Origin of the sequence: Amycolatopsis sp. NPDC059021 (assembly GCF_042739895.1) — a bacterium.
GTDB lineage: Bacteria > Actinomycetota > Actinomycetes > Mycobacteriales > Pseudonocardiaceae > Amycolatopsis.
This window is the reverse complement of record NZ_JBHYIQ010000096.1, coordinates 1-17,167: the sequence shown is the minus strand read 5'-3', so window position 1 is coordinate 17,167 and position 17,167 is coordinate 1. Positions and strand designations below refer to the sequence as shown.

The 17,167-nt window shown below is 69.6% G+C and carries 16 protein-coding genes; 8 read left to right on the top strand and 8 right to left on the bottom strand.

What is annotated here, in order from left to right:
• Positions 1–39: 39 nt before the first annotated feature.
• The 6 genes from ACFWX1_RS38060 to fabG form a co-directional block, all read right to left on the bottom strand.
• A complete protein-coding gene (locus ACFWX1_RS38060; RefSeq protein WP_378394689.1) occupies positions 40–1,212 on the bottom strand; it encodes an acyl-CoA dehydrogenase family protein in 1,173 nt (390 codons plus the stop codon).
• Positions 1,209–2,396 carry an acyl-CoA dehydrogenase family protein gene (locus tag ACFWX1_RS38055; RefSeq protein WP_378394688.1) on the bottom strand — a complete coding sequence of 396 codons (1,188 nt, stop codon included), beginning with the start codon at positions 2,394–2,396 and terminating at the stop codon, positions 1,209–1,211. Before ACFWX1_RS38055 ends, ACFWX1_RS38060 begins: the two co-directional genes overlap by 4 nt.
• Entirely contained in the window at positions 2,393–3,643 is a 1,251-nt protein-coding gene (locus ACFWX1_RS38050; RefSeq protein ID WP_378394687.1) for an acyl-CoA dehydrogenase family protein, read from the bottom strand. The genes ACFWX1_RS38055 and ACFWX1_RS38050 overlap by 4 nt, the downstream gene beginning before the upstream one ends.
• Before the next feature lies 1 nt (position 3,644).
• Positions 3,645–4,670, bottom strand: coding sequence for a phosphotransferase family protein (locus ACFWX1_RS38045; RefSeq protein ID WP_378394686.1), 1,026 nt, complete (start codon positions 4,668–4,670; stop codon positions 3,645–3,647).
• Between the two features lie 112 nt (positions 4,671–4,782).
• Complete coding sequence (locus ACFWX1_RS38040; protein WP_378394684.1) at positions 4,783–5,235, bottom strand: MaoC family dehydratase; 453 nt, start codon at positions 5,233–5,235, stop codon at positions 4,783–4,785.
• Positions 5,236–5,248: 13 nt separating this feature from the next.
• Positions 5,249–6,010 (bottom strand): 3-oxoacyl-ACP reductase FabG, encoded by a 762-nt coding sequence (gene fabG / locus ACFWX1_RS38035; RefSeq protein ID WP_378394683.1) that lies wholly within the window; start codon positions 6,008–6,010, stop codon positions 5,249–5,251.
• Positions 6,011–7,039: 1,029 nt separating this feature from the next.
• Between fabG and ACFWX1_RS38030 the strand changes: the two genes are divergently transcribed.
• The 3 genes from ACFWX1_RS38030 (at position 7,040) to ACFWX1_RS38020 (ending at position 9,011) form a co-directional block, all read left to right on the top strand.
• A complete protein-coding gene (locus tag ACFWX1_RS38030; RefSeq protein WP_378394682.1) occupies positions 7,040–7,516 on the top strand; it encodes a cupin domain-containing protein in 477 nt (158 codons plus the stop codon).
• Positions 7,517–7,654: 138 nt separating this feature from the next.
• The gene (locus ACFWX1_RS38025; protein WP_378394681.1) at positions 7,655–8,197 is read left to right on the top strand and encodes a putative immunity protein; all 543 of its coding nucleotides are present in this window, start codon (positions 7,655–7,657) and stop codon (positions 8,195–8,197) included.
• 400 nt (positions 8,198–8,597) lie between these two features.
• Complete coding sequence (locus tag ACFWX1_RS38020) at positions 8,598–9,011, top strand: DUF6294 family protein (protein WP_378394680.1); 414 nt, start codon at positions 8,598–8,600, stop codon at positions 9,009–9,011.
• A 131-nt stretch (positions 9,012–9,142) separates the two neighbouring features.
• Here the strand turns inward: ACFWX1_RS38020 and ACFWX1_RS38015 are convergent, their stop codons facing one another.
• Complete coding sequence (locus ACFWX1_RS38015; protein WP_378394679.1) at positions 9,143–10,126, bottom strand: LysR family transcriptional regulator; 984 nt, start codon at positions 10,124–10,126, stop codon at positions 9,143–9,145.
• Between the two features lie 166 nt (positions 10,127–10,292).
• On the opposite strand from ACFWX1_RS38015, the gene ACFWX1_RS38010 reads away from it, so the two are divergent.
• The 4 genes from ACFWX1_RS38010 to ACFWX1_RS37995 all read left to right on the top strand — a co-directional run bounded on the left by ACFWX1_RS38010 (position 10,293) and on the right by ACFWX1_RS37995 (position 13,484).
• Positions 10,293–10,739, top strand: coding sequence for a nuclear transport factor 2 family protein (locus ACFWX1_RS38010; RefSeq protein WP_378394678.1), 447 nt, complete (start codon positions 10,293–10,295; stop codon positions 10,737–10,739).
• 143 nt (positions 10,740–10,882) lie between these two features.
• Complete coding sequence (locus tag ACFWX1_RS38005) at positions 10,883–11,320, top strand: hypothetical protein (protein ID WP_378394676.1); 438 nt, start codon at positions 10,883–10,885, stop codon at positions 11,318–11,320.
• A 362-nt stretch (positions 11,321–11,682) separates the two neighbouring features.
• Positions 11,683–11,859 (top strand): CsbD family protein, encoded by a 177-nt coding sequence (locus ACFWX1_RS38000; protein ID WP_378394713.1) that lies wholly within the window; start codon positions 11,683–11,685, stop codon positions 11,857–11,859.
• A gap of 47 nt (positions 11,860–11,906) precedes the next feature.
• Positions 11,907–13,484, top strand: coding sequence for an FMN-binding glutamate synthase family protein (locus ACFWX1_RS37995; protein ID WP_378394674.1), 1,578 nt, complete (start codon positions 11,907–11,909; stop codon positions 13,482–13,484).
• A 281-nt stretch (positions 13,485–13,765) separates the two neighbouring features.
• Here ACFWX1_RS37995 and ACFWX1_RS37990 read toward each other — a convergent pair whose 3' ends face one another.
• Entirely contained in the window at positions 13,766–14,440 is a 675-nt protein-coding gene (locus ACFWX1_RS37990) for a DUF998 domain-containing protein (RefSeq protein ID WP_378394672.1), read from the bottom strand.
• Between the two features lie 182 nt (positions 14,441–14,622).
• Here ACFWX1_RS37990 and ACFWX1_RS37985 point away from each other — a divergent pair, with 182 nt between their 5' ends.
• On the top strand, positions 14,623–17,082 hold the full coding sequence (locus ACFWX1_RS37985) for a M14 family zinc carboxypeptidase (RefSeq protein ID WP_378394670.1): 2,460 nt from the start codon (positions 14,623–14,625) through the stop codon (positions 17,080–17,082).
• The last annotated feature ends 85 nt before the right edge of the window (positions 17,083–17,167 follow it).

Sequence of the window (17,167 nt, the reverse complement as noted above, 5' to 3'; positions counted from 1 at the left end):
CGCCGAACAGGGCGACCGAGTCCGTCACGGTGGCCCGGCCTAAACGGGCAGGTCGACCAACTCGGCGAGGCGGGCCCGGTGCCGGGCGGGGGTGCCGAGCGCGAGCTCGTCGGCCTTGGCGCGCTTGAGGTACAGATGCGCCGGGTGTTCCCACGTCATGCCGATCCCGCCGTGCAGCTGCACGGCCTCCTCGACCGCGTGGACCGCGATCGGGGCGTTGCGCGCCTGGGCGACGGCGACCGCGACCGGGACGTCCTCGCTGCCGGTGGCGAGCGCGTCGGCCGCATACCGCGCGGCGGCCCTGGCGTTCACCAGATCGGTGTACAGATCGGCCAGCCGGTGTTTCAGCGACTGGAACGAACCCACCGGACGGCCGAACTGGTACCGCGTCTTGAGGTACTCCGCGGTCTCCGTCAGCGCCCACTCGGTGATGCCGAGCTGTTCCGACGCGAGCAGACCCGCCGCCGTGGTCAGCGCGTAGGTCAACGCCGCCGGCGCCTGGGCGCCGGAAGCCACGACCCGCGCGGGTGCGTTGTCCAGGACGACGTCGGCGACGCGCCGCGTCAGATCCAGCGACACCAGCTCGGTCACCGAAACACCCGCGGACGCCGTTTCGACCGCGTACAGCCCCGGTCCGTCCGGCCCGGTGGCCGGGACCACGAGCAGTTCGGCGGCCGACGCGTCCGCCACCTTGCCGACCCGGCCGCTCAGCGACCCGTCGGCGTTCACCGTGACGGCGGAAGGGAATTCCGCGTCCGGGGCGGTGGTCAGCGGCACGGCCAGCGCGCCGATCACGTCACCGGCCGCGAGGCGGGGGAGCAGTTCGGCCACCACGGGCTGGACCGTGTCCGCGCCGAGCAGCGCCGACGTCGCGAGCACGACGCTGCCCAGGAACGGCACCGGCGCCACCGACCGGCCGAGTTCCTCCAGCACCACCGCGACTTCCCGGGCCGACGCGCCGTGCCCGCCCAGCTCCTCGGGCACCGCGAGCCCGGCCGCGCCGAGGTCCGCGGCGAGGGTGCGCCACAGCTTCAGGTCGTACGGTTCGGCAGTTTCGGCCCGCTTCAGCACCGCCGCCGGGGACGCCTGGTCGGTGAGCAGATCCCGCACACTCGCCCGCAGGTCCTCTTCGACCTCGGAATAGAGCAGATCCGGCTCTGCTGATGCGCCCTCGGCGGTAGCAAGTACCTCGGGCTCGCGCGCCTCGCTCATCGGGGAAGGTCCTTCCAGGCGACGTCCTTGTCCACACGCGGCTCCGACGGCATGCCGAGGACACGTTCGGAGATGATGTTGCGCAACACTTCCGAGGTGCCGCCCTCGATCGAGTTGCCCTTCGCCCGCAGATAGCGGTATCCGGGGCTGCGGCGGGTGAAGTCGACCGACTCCGAACGCCGGAACGTCCAGTCGTCGTAGGTCAGTCCGTCCTCGCCGAGCAGTTCGATCTCCAGCCCGGACACCGCCTGGTTCAGCTCGGAGAACGCGACCTTCATCGCCGAGCCCTCCGGCCCCGGCGCGCCGGAGGCGAGCTGCTGCCGCAGCCGGGTCCCGGCCAGCCGCAGCGTTTCCGCCTCCACCCACAGCTTCACCAACCGGTCCTGAAGCTCCGGCGTGCGCAGTTCGGGACGTTCCCGCCAGGTCTTCACCACCGGGGCGATCATCCCGCCCTCACGCGGATACACCGTGCCGCCGATCGCGACCCGCTCGTTCATCAGCGTCGTCTGCGCGACCTTCCAGCCCTCGCCGACCGCGCCGATCCGCTGCGCGTCCGGGATCCGCACGCTGGTCAGGAACACCTCGTTGAACTCGGCCTCGCCGGTGATCTGACGCAGCGGCCGGACCTCGACGCCCGGCGCGGTCATATCGCACAGGAAATACGTCATGCCCTGATGCTTCGGGATGTCCGGGTCCGTGCGGGTGACCAGGATGGCCCAGCGCGCCATGTGCGCGCCGGAGGTCCACACCTTCTGGCCCGTCACGACCCAGTCGTCGCCGTCACGCACCGCCCTGGTACCCAGCGCCGCGAGATCGGACCCCGCGCCCGGCTCGCTGAACAGCTGGCACCAGATCTCCTCTCCGGTCCACAGTGGACGGAGGTAGCGGGCGCGTTGCTCCGGCGTGCCGAAGGCGAGGATCGTCGGCGCGGCCATGCCGAGCCCGATGACGTTCTTGCGCGGCTCGTTGTCCGGCGCGCCCGCCGCGGTGAACTCTTCGTCCACAACGGACTGCAGCGCCCGCGCCGCGCCGAGGCCGCCGAGGCCCTCGGGGAAGTGGACCCAGGCGAGCCCGGCGTCGAACCGCGCCCGCAGGAACTCCAGCCGGTCCATGGCCGAAAAGTCATGCGCGGCAAGGAAATCCGCGACCCGCGTGCGCAGGTCGTCCGCGGTGATGCTGCTCATCGAGCCTCCGTCCGGTACTTCTTCAGCTCACGCCGCGCCAGCGAGCGCTTGTGCACCTCGTCCGGGCCGTCGGCCAGCCGCAGCGTGCGCACCCCCGCCCACATCTCGGCGAGCCCGAAGTCCTGGCTGACCCCGCCCGCGCCGTGTGCCTGGATCGCCTTGTCGACGATCCATTCGACGGTGATCGGCGTGGAGATCTTGATCGCCTGGATCTCGGTGTGCGCGCCCTGGTTGCCCACGGTGTCCATCAGCCACGCGGTCTTGAGCACCAGCAGCCGCTGCTGCTCGATGCGCACCCGCGATTCGGCGATCCAGTCCTGCACGACGCCCTGCTCGGCGATCGGCTTGCCGAACGCCTCCCGCGACATCGTGCGGCGGCACATCATCTCCAGCGCGCGCTCGGCCATCCCGATCGCCCGCATGCAGTGGTGGATCCGGCCGGGGCCGAGCCGTGCCTGCGCGATGGCGAACCCGGCGCCCTCGGCGGCGATCAGGTTCTCCGCGGGCACGCGGACGTCGTCGAACAGGACCTCGGCGTGGCCGCCGTGGTCGCCGTCGGTGTAGCCGAACACGTGCATACCGCGCTTGATCGTCAGGCCCGGCGTGTCGCGGGGGACCAGGATCATGCTCTGTTGCTGGTGCGGGGCGGCGTCCGGATCGGTCTTGCCCATCACGATGAAGATCCTGCAGTTCGGGTTCATCGCGCCGGAGATGTACCACTTGCGGCCGTTGATGACGTACTCGTCGCCGTCCCGGCGGATGCTGGTGGAGATGTTGCGCGCGTCCGAGGAGGCGACGTCGGGCTCGGTCATCGCGAAGGCCGACCTGATCTCGCCTTCCAGCAACGGTTCCAGCCACTGCTTCTTCTGCTCGTCGGAACCGAACATGGCGAGCACTTCCATGTTCCCGGTGTCCGGCGCGGCGCAGTTCAGCGCGGTGGGCGCCAGCCGGATGCTGCGGCCGGTGATCTCCGCGAGCGGGGCGTACTGGAGGTTGGTCAGGCCCTGCCCAAGCCCGCCGGCTTTGGAGGCACCAACAGAGCGCTCGCCGGGGAGGAAGAAGTTCCACAGGCCGCGTTCGCGCGCGGCCTTCTTGAGATCCTCGACGATCGGGGCGGTGACCCAGGGGTCGGTGGCGGCCGCGAGCTGCTCTTCGAAGACCGGCTCGGCGGGATAGATGTGCGAGTCCATGAACTCGAGGAGCTTGCCGCGCAGTTCCTCGGTCTTGGCGTCGAAAGCGAAATCCACGCTACTTCTCCTCTTTGAGAATCTCGTTGCCGTGCGCGATCAGCGGAACGACGGCGCCGCCGACGTTCTCGAATCCCGCCCCGACGGTCTTGCCCTGGCTGAACCGGAAGTAGATACCTTCGAGGATCACCGCCAGTTTGAAGAACGCGAAGCCGACGTACCAGTTGAGCGCGGACACGTCCCGCCCGGACCGCTCGGCGTACCGCGCGACCACCTCGTCCGAGCTCGGGTACCCGGGTGCCGCGCTCGCGGTGGACACGAACTGCGCCGACGCCTTGTCCCGCTCGGCGTAGGCCACCAGCAGCGCGAGGTCGGTCAGCGGGTCGCCGAGGGTGGACATCTCCCAGTCCAGCACGGCGGTGATGCGGTCCTCGCCGTTGACCAGCACGTTGTCCAGCCGGTAGTCGCCGTGGATGATCGACGGCTTCCCCGACGCGGGCAGTGACGCCGCCAGCCGGTCGTGCAGCAGGTCGAAGCCTTCGAGATCCCGGCTGCGCGAGCCGTCCAGCTGCTTCTTCCACCGCCGCAGCTGCCGCTCCAGAAACCCTTCCGGGCGCCCGAAATCGCCGAGCCCGACCGATTCCGGCTCGACCGCGTGCAGGTCGACGAGCGTGTCGACCAGTGCGTCGGCGATGCTCCGCGTCCGCTCGGGTCCGAGCGCGGTCAGTTCGGCCTCGGACCGGTACGGCGTGCCCTCGACGAACTCCATGACGTAGAACCGCGCGCCGAGCACGCCGGGGTCCTCGCACAGCAGCACCGTCTCCGGCACCGGGACCGCGGTGCCGTGCAGGCCCGAGATCACCCGGAACTCGCGGGCCATGTCGTGCGCGGTGGGCAGCACGTGGCCGAGCGGCGGGCGGCGGACCACCCAGCGCGACCGGCCGTCGCTCACCACGTAGGTGAGGTTCGACCGGCCGCCCGCGACGACGTCGGCGCTCAGCTCCCCGGTGACCAGCCCCGGCCGGTGCTCGTCCAGGTGGGCGCGCAGGGCACCCAGGTCAAGACCCGGTGGGTCGGTCCGGCTCATCCGGTCTCCTCGTCGCTCGGTGGTCGGTCTCCCATGCAGAATACCGACCAGTCGGTATGTCGTACAGTGCCGGTCGGGAAACCGGCTCCGGCCTGGCGTTTCCGGCCGGGGCTCAGGCGATGAGCCGGGCGACCATCTCGGCGACGCACGCGGGCTTCGCCTCGCCGTCGATCTCGATGGTCCAGCGCACCACGCTCTGCTTGCCACCGGGGACGTCGGTGATCTCGGCCAGCTCGGCCCCAGCCCGGATCTTCGCGCCGACCTTGACCGGCTGCGGGAAGCGGACCTTGTTGAGGCCGTAGTTGATGCCCATCGTGATCCCGCCGACCCGGTAGATCTTCCCGACGAAGCCGGAAATGAGCGACAGCGTCAGGAAGCCGTGGGCGATCGTCGTGCCGAACGGGCCCTCGGCGGCCTTCCCGGCGTCCACGTGGATCCACTGGTGGTCGTCGGTGGCGTCGGCGAAGAGGTTCACCCGCTCCTGGGTGACGGTCAGCCACTCGCTGTACCCGAGGTGCTCGCCGGCCGCCCCGGCGAACTCGTCGAGGGAAGAGAACTCACGCATCGTCGTCCCTCCCTCAGTCCTTCGGGCCACCGGCCACGTAGATAACCTGACCGGAGATGAACCCGGCGCCGTCGCTGACCAGGAACGAGGCGAGGTTCGCGATGTCGTCCGGGGTACCCACCCGCTGCACGGGGATCTGCGACGCGGCCGCCGCCTTGAAGTCCTCGAAGGACACGCCGAGCCGTTCCGCGGTCGCGGCGGTCATGTCGGTGGCGATGAACCCGGGGGCGATCGCGTTCGCCGTCACGCCGAACTTGCCCAGTTCGATGGCCAGTGTCTTGGTGAAGCCCTGCATCCCCGCCTTGGCCGCGGAGTAGTTGACCTGGCCGCGGTTGCCCAGCGCCGACGTGCTCGACAGGTTGACGATGCGGCCCCACTTCTCCTGCGTCTGGTACTTCTGCACCGCGCGCGTCATCAGGAACGAGCCGCGCAGGTGCACGTTCAGCACCGAGTCCCAGTCCTGCTCGGTCATCTTGAACAGCAGGTTGTCCCGGGTGATCCCGGCGTTGTTGATCAGCACGGTGGGTGCGCCGAGCTCCTCGGCGACCCGGGTGACGGCGGCGTCGACCTGCTCGGCGTCGCTGACGTCGAGCGTGACACCGACGGCCTTGCCGCCGTCGGCGGCGATCGCCTCGGCGCCCGCCTTGACCCCGGCCTCGTCGAGGTCGAGCAGGCCGACGGCGAACCCGTCGGCGGCCAGGCGCTTGGCCACCGCGGCGCCGATGCCGCGGCCTGCGCCCGTCACGATGGCGACACGGGAAGGGGACTCGCTCACGGGTGAACACTCCTCGTCATTGAGAAAAGCGGGGCTGCTGATCCTCAACATACTGAGCAGGCGCTTTGCCGACAAGACAGGGGAAAACTCACCGGACCGGGGATGGATCCCCCGGCGCTCCCGGCCTGTCGCGCCGCCAACCCCGCCCCCACCAGCACACCCGCACCCAGGTCCCGGTCCCCGGCCGGCTCGGGCCCCTCGTGGGTACCTTCGGTCGGCCGGAGGTCGTGACCAAGCGCTCAGTCAGCCCGCCGGCGACGATCGCCTGCCCGGATGAGGCTTTCTCAGTAGCGTTCGGTACGGGCGACGGCTGCTGCGGGCTTCGCGCTAGTCGGTAGGGGCGCGAATGGTCCATTGGGGACGTTCGACGTCGGCAAAGTCCCTTCGCGACACTCCAGTGCCGGGCCCTCTGTCCCGAACGCGCCGTTCGGGACGTTCACCGTCCCCAACGGAGCTTTCGAGACACCAATGATCACGCTGAGTGTATCTTTTGCGGCCGCGATCAGCTGTCGGTAACAGTGGGCCGGGCGCCGGAAGTCACTTCCCTTCTGTGCCGCCGCGTGGTGGAACAGCCGAGAATGTGCGAGTGAACCGCCGGGCGCGTGAATTCACTGGGCCGTTCGAGTGGCAGCATTTACTCGCTGCGACGAATAGCCTTGCTTCGGGATCCGGAACCCGCTCAACGCGTCGCCCGGAACCGCCGGGAATTCACCGTCCCGGCGAGAAGGCTTGGTACTTTGCCGAGCGGGGAAACGGGTTTCTCCGCGCGGTCCGGCGTCTGTGCCTCTTTTTCCGGCAGTTCGTTCCTCTTTGGACAGCGGATCTCGCCATGACCTGCCGCCCGGCTTATCGTCACTGCTTGCCGGGAAAGGACCCACCCGCGACATACCGTTCACGCCAACGAAACCCCTTGAAGCCGGCGGCCTTCGTCGAATCCCCCGCTTCGGTGCTGTGCCGTCCCGTCGCTGGTGCTCCCGACGGCGAACACGACCTCCCTCTCCCTTCCTCCCCTGACAAGGAGTCGACGCCATGACCGATCCCGCCCCCTACGCGGTTGCCGCGCGCACTCTCGTCCCGGACGTCGGCCCGCAGGGCCAGATTCTCGCGACCGCCATCACCACCGAACTCTGCGGCAGCCGCTCCCTCGGCGTCGGCTACGTCGCCATGAACCCGCGGCTCCACACCCACGCGCACCGCCACCGCACCAGCGACATCGTCGTGACCGTCATCGCCGGAACCGCGGCCACCGTCTACGGCGAACAGCTCGAGCACGTCGCGATCCACAGCCCCGGCGACTCCATCTTCATCCCGGCGGGTGTCCTGCACGCCGCGATCAATCTGTCCGACGAGGAGGTCCACGCCGTCGAAACCCGTACCGACCCCCACTTCCACGACGACGACGTCGAACTCGTGCCCGACCTCGACTCCACCGTGAGTGCCGTTGCCGCCCGGATTCAAGCCGACCACGAGGCCGGTCTGCTTCGCTCGCGGCACGACGCCGCCTGAAACACCGAGGATCCGCAGGGAGGGCCTCGCCGGTGATCCGGGCGAGGCCCTCCGCGCGGCCGGGCACGTCAAGGACGGGGTGGCACCCTGTCCTGCGAAAAAAGCCTCAACCGATAGTTCAACGATACGATTCACGTCATGAAGGTGGCCGACGAGAACCTGATCATCGAACTCCGCATGGAGGAGTTGCGCGTGGTCGCTCGCTATTGCGTGGAGAGCGCCGAAGAAGTGTTGGCCCTCTTCGAGCAGGAGCACCCCGGCGACCGCAGGCCCCGTGCGGCCGTCGAAGCGGCGTGGACCTTCGCGGACGGTGCCAACCGGACGAAACTGCAACGAGTCACGGCCCTGGACGCCCACCGGGCCGCCAAGGACGCGGGCACCGAGGCCGCCGAGCACGCGGCACACGCCGCCGGGGACGCTGCCGCCGCCGCATACCTGCACCCGCTCGCCAAAGCGACCCAGGTCGGGCACATCCTGCGTGCCGCCGCACACGCGGCACGCGCGATCGAACTGTCCTCCGGTGGCGACCCGGATGTGGGAGATCAGTACATCGAGCGGGTTCGTCAGCGCGCGACACCGGCTCTTGTCGACGTACTCACACGCTATCCCCTCGCGCCGACTGGCAAGAGCCGCGTCGCGCAGCTCATGAAGAACCTGGACACAGCACTGCGCTCGCGCTGAGACGTGACTCCGCCATGACCGCCCCGCGCACCAAAGCGCCGGCGCTCGAGCTGCGTGTATAACGCCGGCCTATCGGCCGATTGTGATTGTGACTTGGACGAAGCGGCCCGGTCGCGGGGACACTGAAGTCCTGCCGCGCGGCGCCGGGAACCGGCCCCCTCGCCTGGGGGCATCCGCGCGAGGCGCGAAGGTTTCGCCAAGGCTGTTTCCGCCGTTTTCGCCATGCGCGGGGGACGAACAGGCGGAGTGACTGTGATGCGGGCAGGGGAATGTCGCGGGAATCGTGCGCCGGAAAGGGGGGTGCTTATCGAAGGACTTTTCTCGTGTCGCTTCGGAATAGGTTCGGCAACCTCTGGCGGAGAAGAACATGATGACCAAATCACGTCGGATATCGATTGTCGTGGCGGCGCTCGTGCTGGCGATCAGCGCCGTCGCCACTCCCGCGTCGGCCACCACGCAGGCGCCGGCGACCGCGCAAGCCGTCTGTACGAACATGGGGTGGTGCTCGTTCACCTGGAACCACGTCACGGCGGGGGACTGCACCATGGAACGCGCGACCTGGACCCTCAGATCCGACGGCACCGCGTCCTTCGAGGCGGCGATAGTCAGCAGCGACACCAATGACGCCTGGCTGATGTGGGTGGACACCCTGGACGACGCCAACATCATCCTGGCTCCGGTGCATCACGGCGGTGACACCAAATTCGTCGAAGGCACCATCAAGAACCAGTGGCACTGGTGGTTTGCCGGCGGGAACTTCAACGCGGGGATCTTCAACCGGATCAACACCATGCGGATGAGGAGCCACTGCTAGCACCGCGTGCCTCCGATGCGTTTCAGGTGGCTGTGACCAGGTGTTTCGCCGGTCGTGTCGGCGGGGGTGACGGTGGATGAGCGTGCCGCCCGCACGGCCGGCTTCCCGGCCTTCTCCGGAAGGCCGTGTCCTCAGGACCGCTCGCGAACCCGTGCCCCCACGGAGCCCGGTACCAGGCCGCCCTCGGCCATCGCGACGGCGAAACGGCGGAAGGCGGCGACGATGGGGCGTTCGTCGTCGATACGGTGCGCGACCACGGCCTTGCTGACTCCCGCCTCCGGTATGTCCAGGAACCGCAGTGGTGCGTTCGGTACCGGCGGGAACCGCCGCGCGATCTCCGAGCACATCGCCACCACCCCCGGGCTGTGCACGACGGTCTGGGCTATTTCCGGCACGGACCAGGCCTCGGTGACCCGCCGATGGGGTGCCACGCCGTTGCGGAAGTCGTTGAGCAGCCAGTAATCCGCGACCTCCGGCGGCGTCCGCCCTGGATTGGCCGACAGGATCGGGAACGGCAGAACGTCCGCCAGGGTCACGGAATCCGCGTCGGCCAGGCAGTGGCTGTCGTTGACGACCACCACGCGCCGCTCCTCGTACAGCACCGACCAGGCGTGCCGTTCGGGATGCAGCGGCAGCTGGGTGAACGCCACGTCCACCTCCCCGTCCAGCAGCGCGGTGTAGGCCAGCGCGACCGGCAGTTCCGCGCGGAACTCCAGCCGGAATTCCGGGAACGCCTTCGCGAAGGCGGTCAGAATGGGCTGGGTCACCGCGCCGGCACCGCCGTAGACCAGGCCCACCCGCAGTGGTCCGGTGGCGCCGAGGGCGATCGCACGGGCAGCGCGCACACCGTCGGCCACGACCGCGAGCGCCGTCCTGGCCGGTTCGAGCAACGCGTTCCCGGCCTGCGTGAGCGAGGCGCCGCCGGGCGTACGGTCGAACAAAGGGCCGCCGACCGTCCGTTCCAGGGCACGGATCTGCTGGCTCAGCGCGGGCTGGCTGACGTGGAGCCGGGCGGCCGCCCTGGTGAACCCCTTCTCCTCGGCCACGGCCAGGAAATAGCGCAGGCGACGCAGCTCCACCACGATGACCTCCCCGCACCGGCGATCGCTGTGCATCCGATGCTAGCGAGCTTCCGGCGCGGGCAACGTCCGCTCATCGGCCCATTGTGAGCGCGTCCGGGACCGCCGGACGCGCGCTGTGGCCGGAGCACCGTTCCCGGCGTGGGGCCACCGCACTGGGTAGAGTGATCACGGTCCCCCACGCGGTGTTCCAGGAGGCCAGGTGCTCGACATTCAGGAAATTTCCGACCGGCTGGAGATCCAGGATCTGCTGGTGGCCTACGCGACCGCGATCGACACCCGGGATTTCGGCGCGCTGGACCGGATTTTCACCGGCGACGCCCGGATCGACTACACGGCGTTCGGCGGTATCGAGGGCAATCTCGCCGAGGTCAAGGAATGGCTCGCGCAGAGCCTGGCGCTGCTTCCCGCGTTCCAGCATCTGATCGCCAACCCGGACATCCGTATCGACGGTGACCGGGCGACGGGCCGGGTGATGTGCCTGAACCCGCTCGCGCTGCCGGCCGGGGACGGCGATCCGCGGATCGCGTTGCTGGGCATGTGGTACCTCGACGAGTACGTCCGCACCGCCGACGGCTGGCGGATTTCCCGCCGCAGCGAGGAACGCAGCTGGGCACAGGGCCTCGGCGGCGTCTCGAACGCGTCGTAGGGGACAGCGAGACCGCGGACGAGAGTTCTGTGCGAGGATGAACGGCATGACGACCAGAAAGGGCAATGCCGCGTAGGCGCCCCGCGCGACTGCGCGCCGATTTTCCGATCCATCGCGGGCCGGGCCGGCCGCCGATCCGGCAGGTGTCCCGGGTTTCCGCCTCGACGTCGCACGCGATCGCCGTTCTGGAGCGCGCCCGGCTGCGGCCCGGCGCGATCGCCGAAGCACTCGCGGGCTGGTCCCGGTTCGTGCGCGGTCCGGTACGCGCACTCGACGAGTACACACCCGAAGAATGCCCGTGTCCGGGCTGTCAGTGGCACGATCCGGTAGTGCGGCGGGAGACGCTCCGCCTGGCGCTGTTCGCGTTGCCTGTCAGGGCGGCGCGCGAGCTGCGCGCCCTCGTCGAGCCGCTCGACGAGGTCTATCTGTCCCGTTCGATCCCGCTTCCGGCGACGGCGTACATCCGCGCTCTGCTGACGGACAACCCGCTGCGGGCCCATTTCCGGCCGTGGGCCTCACCGGCGGCGAGCGGCGCGTGCGGGTGTCCTGGGACGTCGAGCCGGTCGAGTACCGCTGGCTGATCACCACCGATCCCAGCGGTCACGCGCAGGTGCGCGTCCTGGCGGCCGACTGGGCGCGCACGTCCGGATTGCCGGGAAACGACGGGCGCGTACTCCTGACCGCCGGCCTGCCGCTCCGCGACCTCGTCCATACGGTGGCCACCGCGGCACGGGCGCTGCTCACCCGGTTCGGCGAGGACGAATACGCCGAACGCTGGGCGCGTGGCCCCTTTCCGGGCGACGAGCTGCTCGCCCTCGAACAGTGGTTGCGCAGATCACTCGTCCGTGCGGGGAACGGAAGTGTAGCCGCCGGGCAACCGGGTAATCGGGACGCGAGGTCAGCCCGCGGCCGCCTCGGCCGTGGTGATGGGAAAGGAGCCTCGATGAACGACAAGATGGAGAACAAGGGCGAGGAGCTCAAGGGCAAGGCCAAGGAAGCGCTCGGCAACGCCACCGACAACGAGCAGTGGCAGGGCGAGGGCAAGGCGGAGCAGGCCAAGGGCGCGGTCAAGCAGGCCGCGGAAAAGGCCAAGGACGCCATCAAGGGCCTGAAGGACTGACCCGTGCGCGACGTGCGGCTGTACCTGCGCTCGGTTAGGTTCGGTGCGTGCGTTTCGCCCTTGTCCTCGGACTGACCGCGGCGGCGGTCACGGTCGCGTCGGTGGCGGCGCTGGTTTCGCCGTGGTGGTGCTTCGCGGCCGTGCCGCTGGCCGCGCTGACCGCGGTCGGCTGGTACGACCTGACGCAGCGGCGGCACGCGGTGCTGCGCAACTATCCGCTGCTCGGCCATCTCCGGTATCTGCTGGAGGCGATCCGGCCGGAGGTCCAGCAGTATTTCGTCGAGCGCAACACCGACGGCAGGCCGTTCGACCGTGACGTGCGCAGCATCGTCTACGAACGGGCGAAGGCCACCGAGGACGAATCGCCGTTCGGCACCGAACGCGACGTCTACGCCGACGGGTACGAGTCGTTCGCGCATTCGATGACTCCCGTCGAGCCCGCCCCGGAGCCACCCCGGGTGCGGATCGGCGGTCCCGCCTGCCGGAAGCCCTACGACATGGCGTTGCTCAACGTTTCCGCGATGAGCTTCGGTTCGCTGTCCTCGCACGCGATCCTGGCCCTCAACGCCGGGGCGGCGAAGGGCGGTTTCGCCCACGACACCGGGGAAGGCGGGCTTTCCGAGTACCACCTGCGGCCCGGCGGTGACCTGGTGTGGGAGATCGGTACCGGATACTTCGGCTGCCGCACGCCCGACGGAGGCTTCGACGCCGCCGAGTTCGCCGACAAGTCCGCTGTGGACAGTGTGCGCTGCGCGTCACTCAAGCTGTCCCAGGGCGCCAAACCCGGCATCGGCGGGGTTCTGCCCGGCGGCAAGGTCAACGCCGAAATCGCCAGGGTGCGGGAGGTTCCCCAGGGCAAGACCGTGGTTTCGCCGCCGTACCACCGGGTTTTCTCGACTCCGCGCGAGCTGGTGCTGTTCGTCGCCAGGATGCGCGAGCTCGCGGGCGGGAAACCGGCGGGCTTCAAGCTCTGCGTGGGCTCGCGGAGACAGTTCCTGGCGGTGTGCAAGGCGATGCTCGCCGAGGATGTCACCCCGGACTTCATTCTCGTCGACGGCGCCGAGGGCGGCACGGGCGCCGCGCTGCTCGAGTTCTCCGATCACATCGGGACGCCGCTGACCGACGGGCTGATGACCGTCCACAACGCACTCGTCGGCGCCGGGCTGCGGGACCGGATCCGCATCGGCGCGGCGGGCAAGGTCGCCACCGGCGGCGACATCGTCAAGCGGCTCATCCAGGGCGCGGACTACACCAACGCCGCGCGCGCCATGATGTTCGCGGTCGGCTGCATCCAGTCGCAGCGGTGCCACACCAACCACTGCCCGGTCGGTGTCGCGACGCAGGACGCGCGCCGGACGCGGGCGCTCGACGTCGGGGACAAGACGGAGCGGGTCTACCGCTTCCAGCGGGCGACCGTGCGGTCGGCCCAGCAGATCATGGCGTCGATGGGGGTGTCCGATCCCGCGCGGCTGAACACGCACCTGCTGCGCAAGCGGCTCGACGCGACGACCGTGCGCTCCTACGCCGAGCTGTACGAATGGCTGGAGCCCGGTGTCCTCACCGCGGATCCGCCCGCCACCTGGGCGGAGGACTGGCACGCGGCGGACCCGGACACCTTCGGCTGACCCCGCCGCCGGCGTGGCTGCCCGGGTTTCGTTTTCCGCGCTTACCGGCGGCTGACCAGGGACGACACCGTTTCGTTCGGGGTGCTGTGCGGCGTTCCACGCGGGACCAGACTTGCGTTCCGGGCAGGCCGGCCCAGACCCCGCCGGCCGACTGCCCCCGGCGGAGTGGGCTCCGAGCGGGTCGCTGCCGGTGCTCGGGGTCCGCTCTGGGACGCCGGTGCGGGTCAGGTACCGGTTCCGCCGTCCGCGATCTTCGGCGGGCGCGGCCACGCACCGTGAGGTCAGGATGCCACGCGCACGGGTTCCGCCTCCGCGGCGATCCGGGGGACCGGTGGCCGGACGGGCACCACCAGCGCGAGCAATGCCAGCAGCTCGGTCAGGGCCATCCCGCGTTCGACCAGCCCGAGCGGGATCAGCAGCCACCAGTGCGCGCCGGTTCCGGCCGCGACCGCGATCGCGCCGAGGATGATCCCGAACCAGCCGAGCGACGCGACGGCGAGCAGCCGCGCGAGCAGGCGGCGGCCCGGTGCGGCGGGGAAGACGGCGCGGGCCGCGAAGAGGACCGCGAGCGGCAGGCACACGAACGTCACGACGCTGGCGAACCGGTGCACGGTGCCGCTCATGCTCGGCCCGATCGCCCAGTCGTTCTTGGGAAACGCCACGATCACCCCGAGCCCGACCGTCCACAGTGTACCGAACACGGTCGTGGCGGCCGGGAGCGCGCCGCGCAGGCGGAGCGCGGCGAACCCGGCCACCGAGCCGAGCGCGATCAGCCCGACGGCGATGTCGAAGACCCATTTGGCCTCGCTCAGCGCGTACTCGCTGATGGTGCGCCGCGTCGCGTTGATCGTGTCGGTGGGCGGGACGAGTTGCAGCGTGAGGATCAGCGCCGCGCCGACGGTCACCGCCACCAGGCAGGCGAGCCAGGCCATCGAGGAACGCCGCGTCGAGGTCATGATCCGACTGTAACGAGCCCGAGCTGAGACAGCGGTGAACCGTGCGTGAGTACGACTTCCGGCGGGTAGCTCGGGTGCGTTTCGCACCGTTAGTGTCGATCGCCGCCGGTGCGTCCGAAGCGCCGGTTTCTCCTGGTAGGAGGTCATAAGCTGTGGGGAATTCACCAAGACGGAGACTAGTGATGCTGACGTCGGCGACCGTGCTCGCCGGCGCCGTCGTCGCGCTTCCGGCCGCCACCGCCCACGCCGCGGAGAACGTCGTCCGCGCCGATCGCTCGGTGCCGCGGTCCTGTTTCGCCGCGCCGGTGCCGAAGGGCACCGCCGGGACCGATCGCCGCGAACTGACGTCCACCGTGGACGGTCTGATCCAGGCGAGGCTGGCACCCTCGACGGGTCCCGAAGGGGACTGGGACCTCGCGGTGTTCGACAAGGCGACGGGTGCCGTCGTCGCCGCTTCGGCGGCGTTGCGTACCCACGAACTCGCCGAAAGTTTCGTGAAAAAGGGCCAAGAACTCGTCGTGCAGGCCTGCCGCTACGGCGGGAACGCGCGTGAGGCGGTGCTGGGCGTCGACTTCCTCGCCCTCACCCCGCAGGGCACCCCGACGGGCACGGTGGCGCCGCCGCAGCGCGCCGAGCTGGTTCGGGTCGAAACCCCGGCGAAGACGGACAAGGACAAGCTGCTGCGGCTCGGTCTCGACGTCACGGAGAAGGCCGACGCCACCGGCGTCGAGGTCGTCCTCGCCAACGACACAGACCGGAAGACATTGGCGGACAGCGGCTTCAAGTCCAATGTGATCCAGCCCGACCTGTCCGCGAAGTCGGTGCAAAACGCGAAGACCGACCGCGAATACGCGGCGAAGGCACCCGGCTCGGCGCTTCCTTCGGGCCGCACGAGCTACCGGCACCTCTACGACTACGAGTACGAGATCAAGGAACTGGCGCGCAAGAACCCGTCGCTCGTCTCGGCGTTCACCCTGCCGGAGCCGACCTGGGAAGGCCGCGACGTCGTCGGCGTGGAAATCGCGACCGACGTGCGGAACCTCGCGGACGGCAAGCCGGTCGACTTCACCATGGGCGTGCACCACGCGCGGGAATGGCCGGCCGGTGAGCACGCGATGGAGTGGGCGTACGAGCTGATCAACGGCTACCAGCGCGATCCGGCGATCCGCGGGCTGGTCGGCAGGACCCGCAACATCGTCGTCCCGATCATCAACCCGGACGGCTTCGAGATCTCCCGCGAGGCCGAGCCGAAGGGCGACTTCACTAGATTCGATTATGAGAATAAGAGAAAGAACTGCAACGTCGCCGATTCGCCGAAGGAGTTCGCGACCGGCGTATGCAAGGCGAACCCCGCCGGCCGCGAGCGCGGCACCGACCCGAACCGGAACTACGCGGGATTCTGGGGCGGCAATGGCGCGTCGACGTTGTGGCGCAGCGACACCTTCCGCGGTGCGGGCCCGTTCTCCGAACCGGAGACGCGGAACGTGCGCTCGATCGTGTCGAGTCGTCAGGTCACGAACCTGCTGACGCTGCACACCTACTCGAACCTCGTCCTGCGCGTGCCCGGCGTCGCCGACGTCCGTGCCCCGCTGGACGAACCCGCCTACAAGGCGCTCGGCGACCAGATGGCGTCGCGCAACCAGTACAAGAGCGAACCTTCGTGGGCGTTGTACGACACCACCGGCAGCACCGAGGACTGGTCGTACTGGGCCACCGGCGGCTGGGGCTTCACGTTCGAGATCGGCGGGACCGAGTTCCACCCGCCCTACGCCGACGGGGTCGTCGCCGAGTACGCGGGCCTGAAGCCCGCACCGGGCGCCGGGCACGGCGGCAACCGGCAGGCGTTCCTGGACATGCTGGCCAACACCGCCGACCCGGCGGCGCATTCGACGCTGATCGGCTCGGCGCCGAAGGGTTACCAGCTCAAGCTGCACAAGACGTTCCAGACGCCGACCTCGCCGGTCCTGCAGCCGGACGGTTCGACGAAGCCCCCGATCTACGTCACCGACAAGCTCGACTCGTCGCTGACCGCGACCGGCGGCCGGTTCGCGTGGTCGGTCAACCCGTCGACGCGGCCCTACGTCGCGGGCCGCTACGGCCGTGACCCGCAGGGCCCGCCGCAGGCCGGATTCGCGGTGGCCAACCCGCCCGGCGTGCCCGCGGTGAACAAACAGTACCCGGCCGACGCGACGTCGGAGAGCTTCACCTTCCACGTCGACGGCCTGCCGAAGGCCGACAACGGGAAGTTCAGCGTCGACGTGGCGTGGAAGAGCCCGAACACCGACTGGGATCTCTACGTCTACGACGCCGCGGGCAACCTCGTGTCGTCGCCCGCGAACGGCGGCACCACGTCCGAGCACGCGGTGCTGTTCGACCCGCCCGCCGGGGACTACAAGGCGGTGCTGGTGAACTACGCGCAGGCGGATCCGGCCGTGGTCGACGACTGGACGGGCGGCGTCTCGTTCGCGTCGCCGGTTCCGCCGACGTACGGGCCGAAGGAGGCGTACCAGCTGACGTGTACCTCGCCGCGAGGGAACCTCGTCGGCGTGGCGGACGTGTACGCCGACCGAGGCCAGACCGTCGATGTCGGTGAGGTCTGCACCCGTTCGGCGGCCGTCGCGAAGGAGCGCGGCGTCCGGTAGCGGCTGTCCTTTGTGGATTGTGATGCCGTGTATGGGGGCGTGACACAGCGCAACACAGTGTTAGACCCCACAACCCGCGTGTCTG

Excerpts from the sequence above, each read along its gene's own strand:
- ACFWX1_RS38060 (WP_378394689.1), bottom strand. The coding sequence starts at position 1,212 with ATGAGCGAGGCGCGCGAGCCCGAGGTACTTGCTACCGCCGAGGGCGCA.
- ACFWX1_RS38055 (WP_378394688.1), bottom strand. The coding sequence starts at position 2,396 with ATGAGCAGCATCACCGCGGACGACCTGCGCACGCGGGTCGCGGATTTC.
- ACFWX1_RS38045 (WP_378394686.1), bottom strand. The coding sequence starts at position 4,670 with ATGAGCCGGACCGACCCACCGGGTCTTGACCTGGGTGCCCTGCGCGCC.
- ACFWX1_RS38040 (WP_378394684.1), bottom strand. The coding sequence starts at position 5,235 with ATGCGTGAGTTCTCTTCCCTCGACGAGTTCGCCGGGGCGGCCGGCGAG.
- ACFWX1_RS38030 (WP_378394682.1), top strand. The coding sequence starts at position 7,040 with ATGACCGATCCCGCCCCCTACGCGGTTGCCGCGCGCACTCTCGTCCCG.
- ACFWX1_RS38025 (WP_378394681.1), top strand. The coding sequence starts at position 7,655 with ATGAAGGTGGCCGACGAGAACCTGATCATCGAACTCCGCATGGAGGAG.
- ACFWX1_RS38015 (WP_378394679.1), bottom strand. The coding sequence starts at position 10,126 with ATGCACAGCGATCGCCGGTGCGGGGAGGTCATCGTGGTGGAGCTGCGT.
- ACFWX1_RS38000 (WP_378394713.1), top strand. The coding sequence starts at position 11,683 with ATGAACGACAAGATGGAGAACAAGGGCGAGGAGCTCAAGGGCAAGGCC.
- ACFWX1_RS37990 (WP_378394672.1), bottom strand. The coding sequence starts at position 14,440 with ATGACCTCGACGCGGCGTTCCTCGATGGCCTGGCTCGCCTGCCTGGTG.
- ACFWX1_RS37985 (WP_378394670.1), top strand. The coding sequence starts at position 14,623 with ATGCTGACGTCGGCGACCGTGCTCGCCGGCGCCGTCGTCGCGCTTCCG.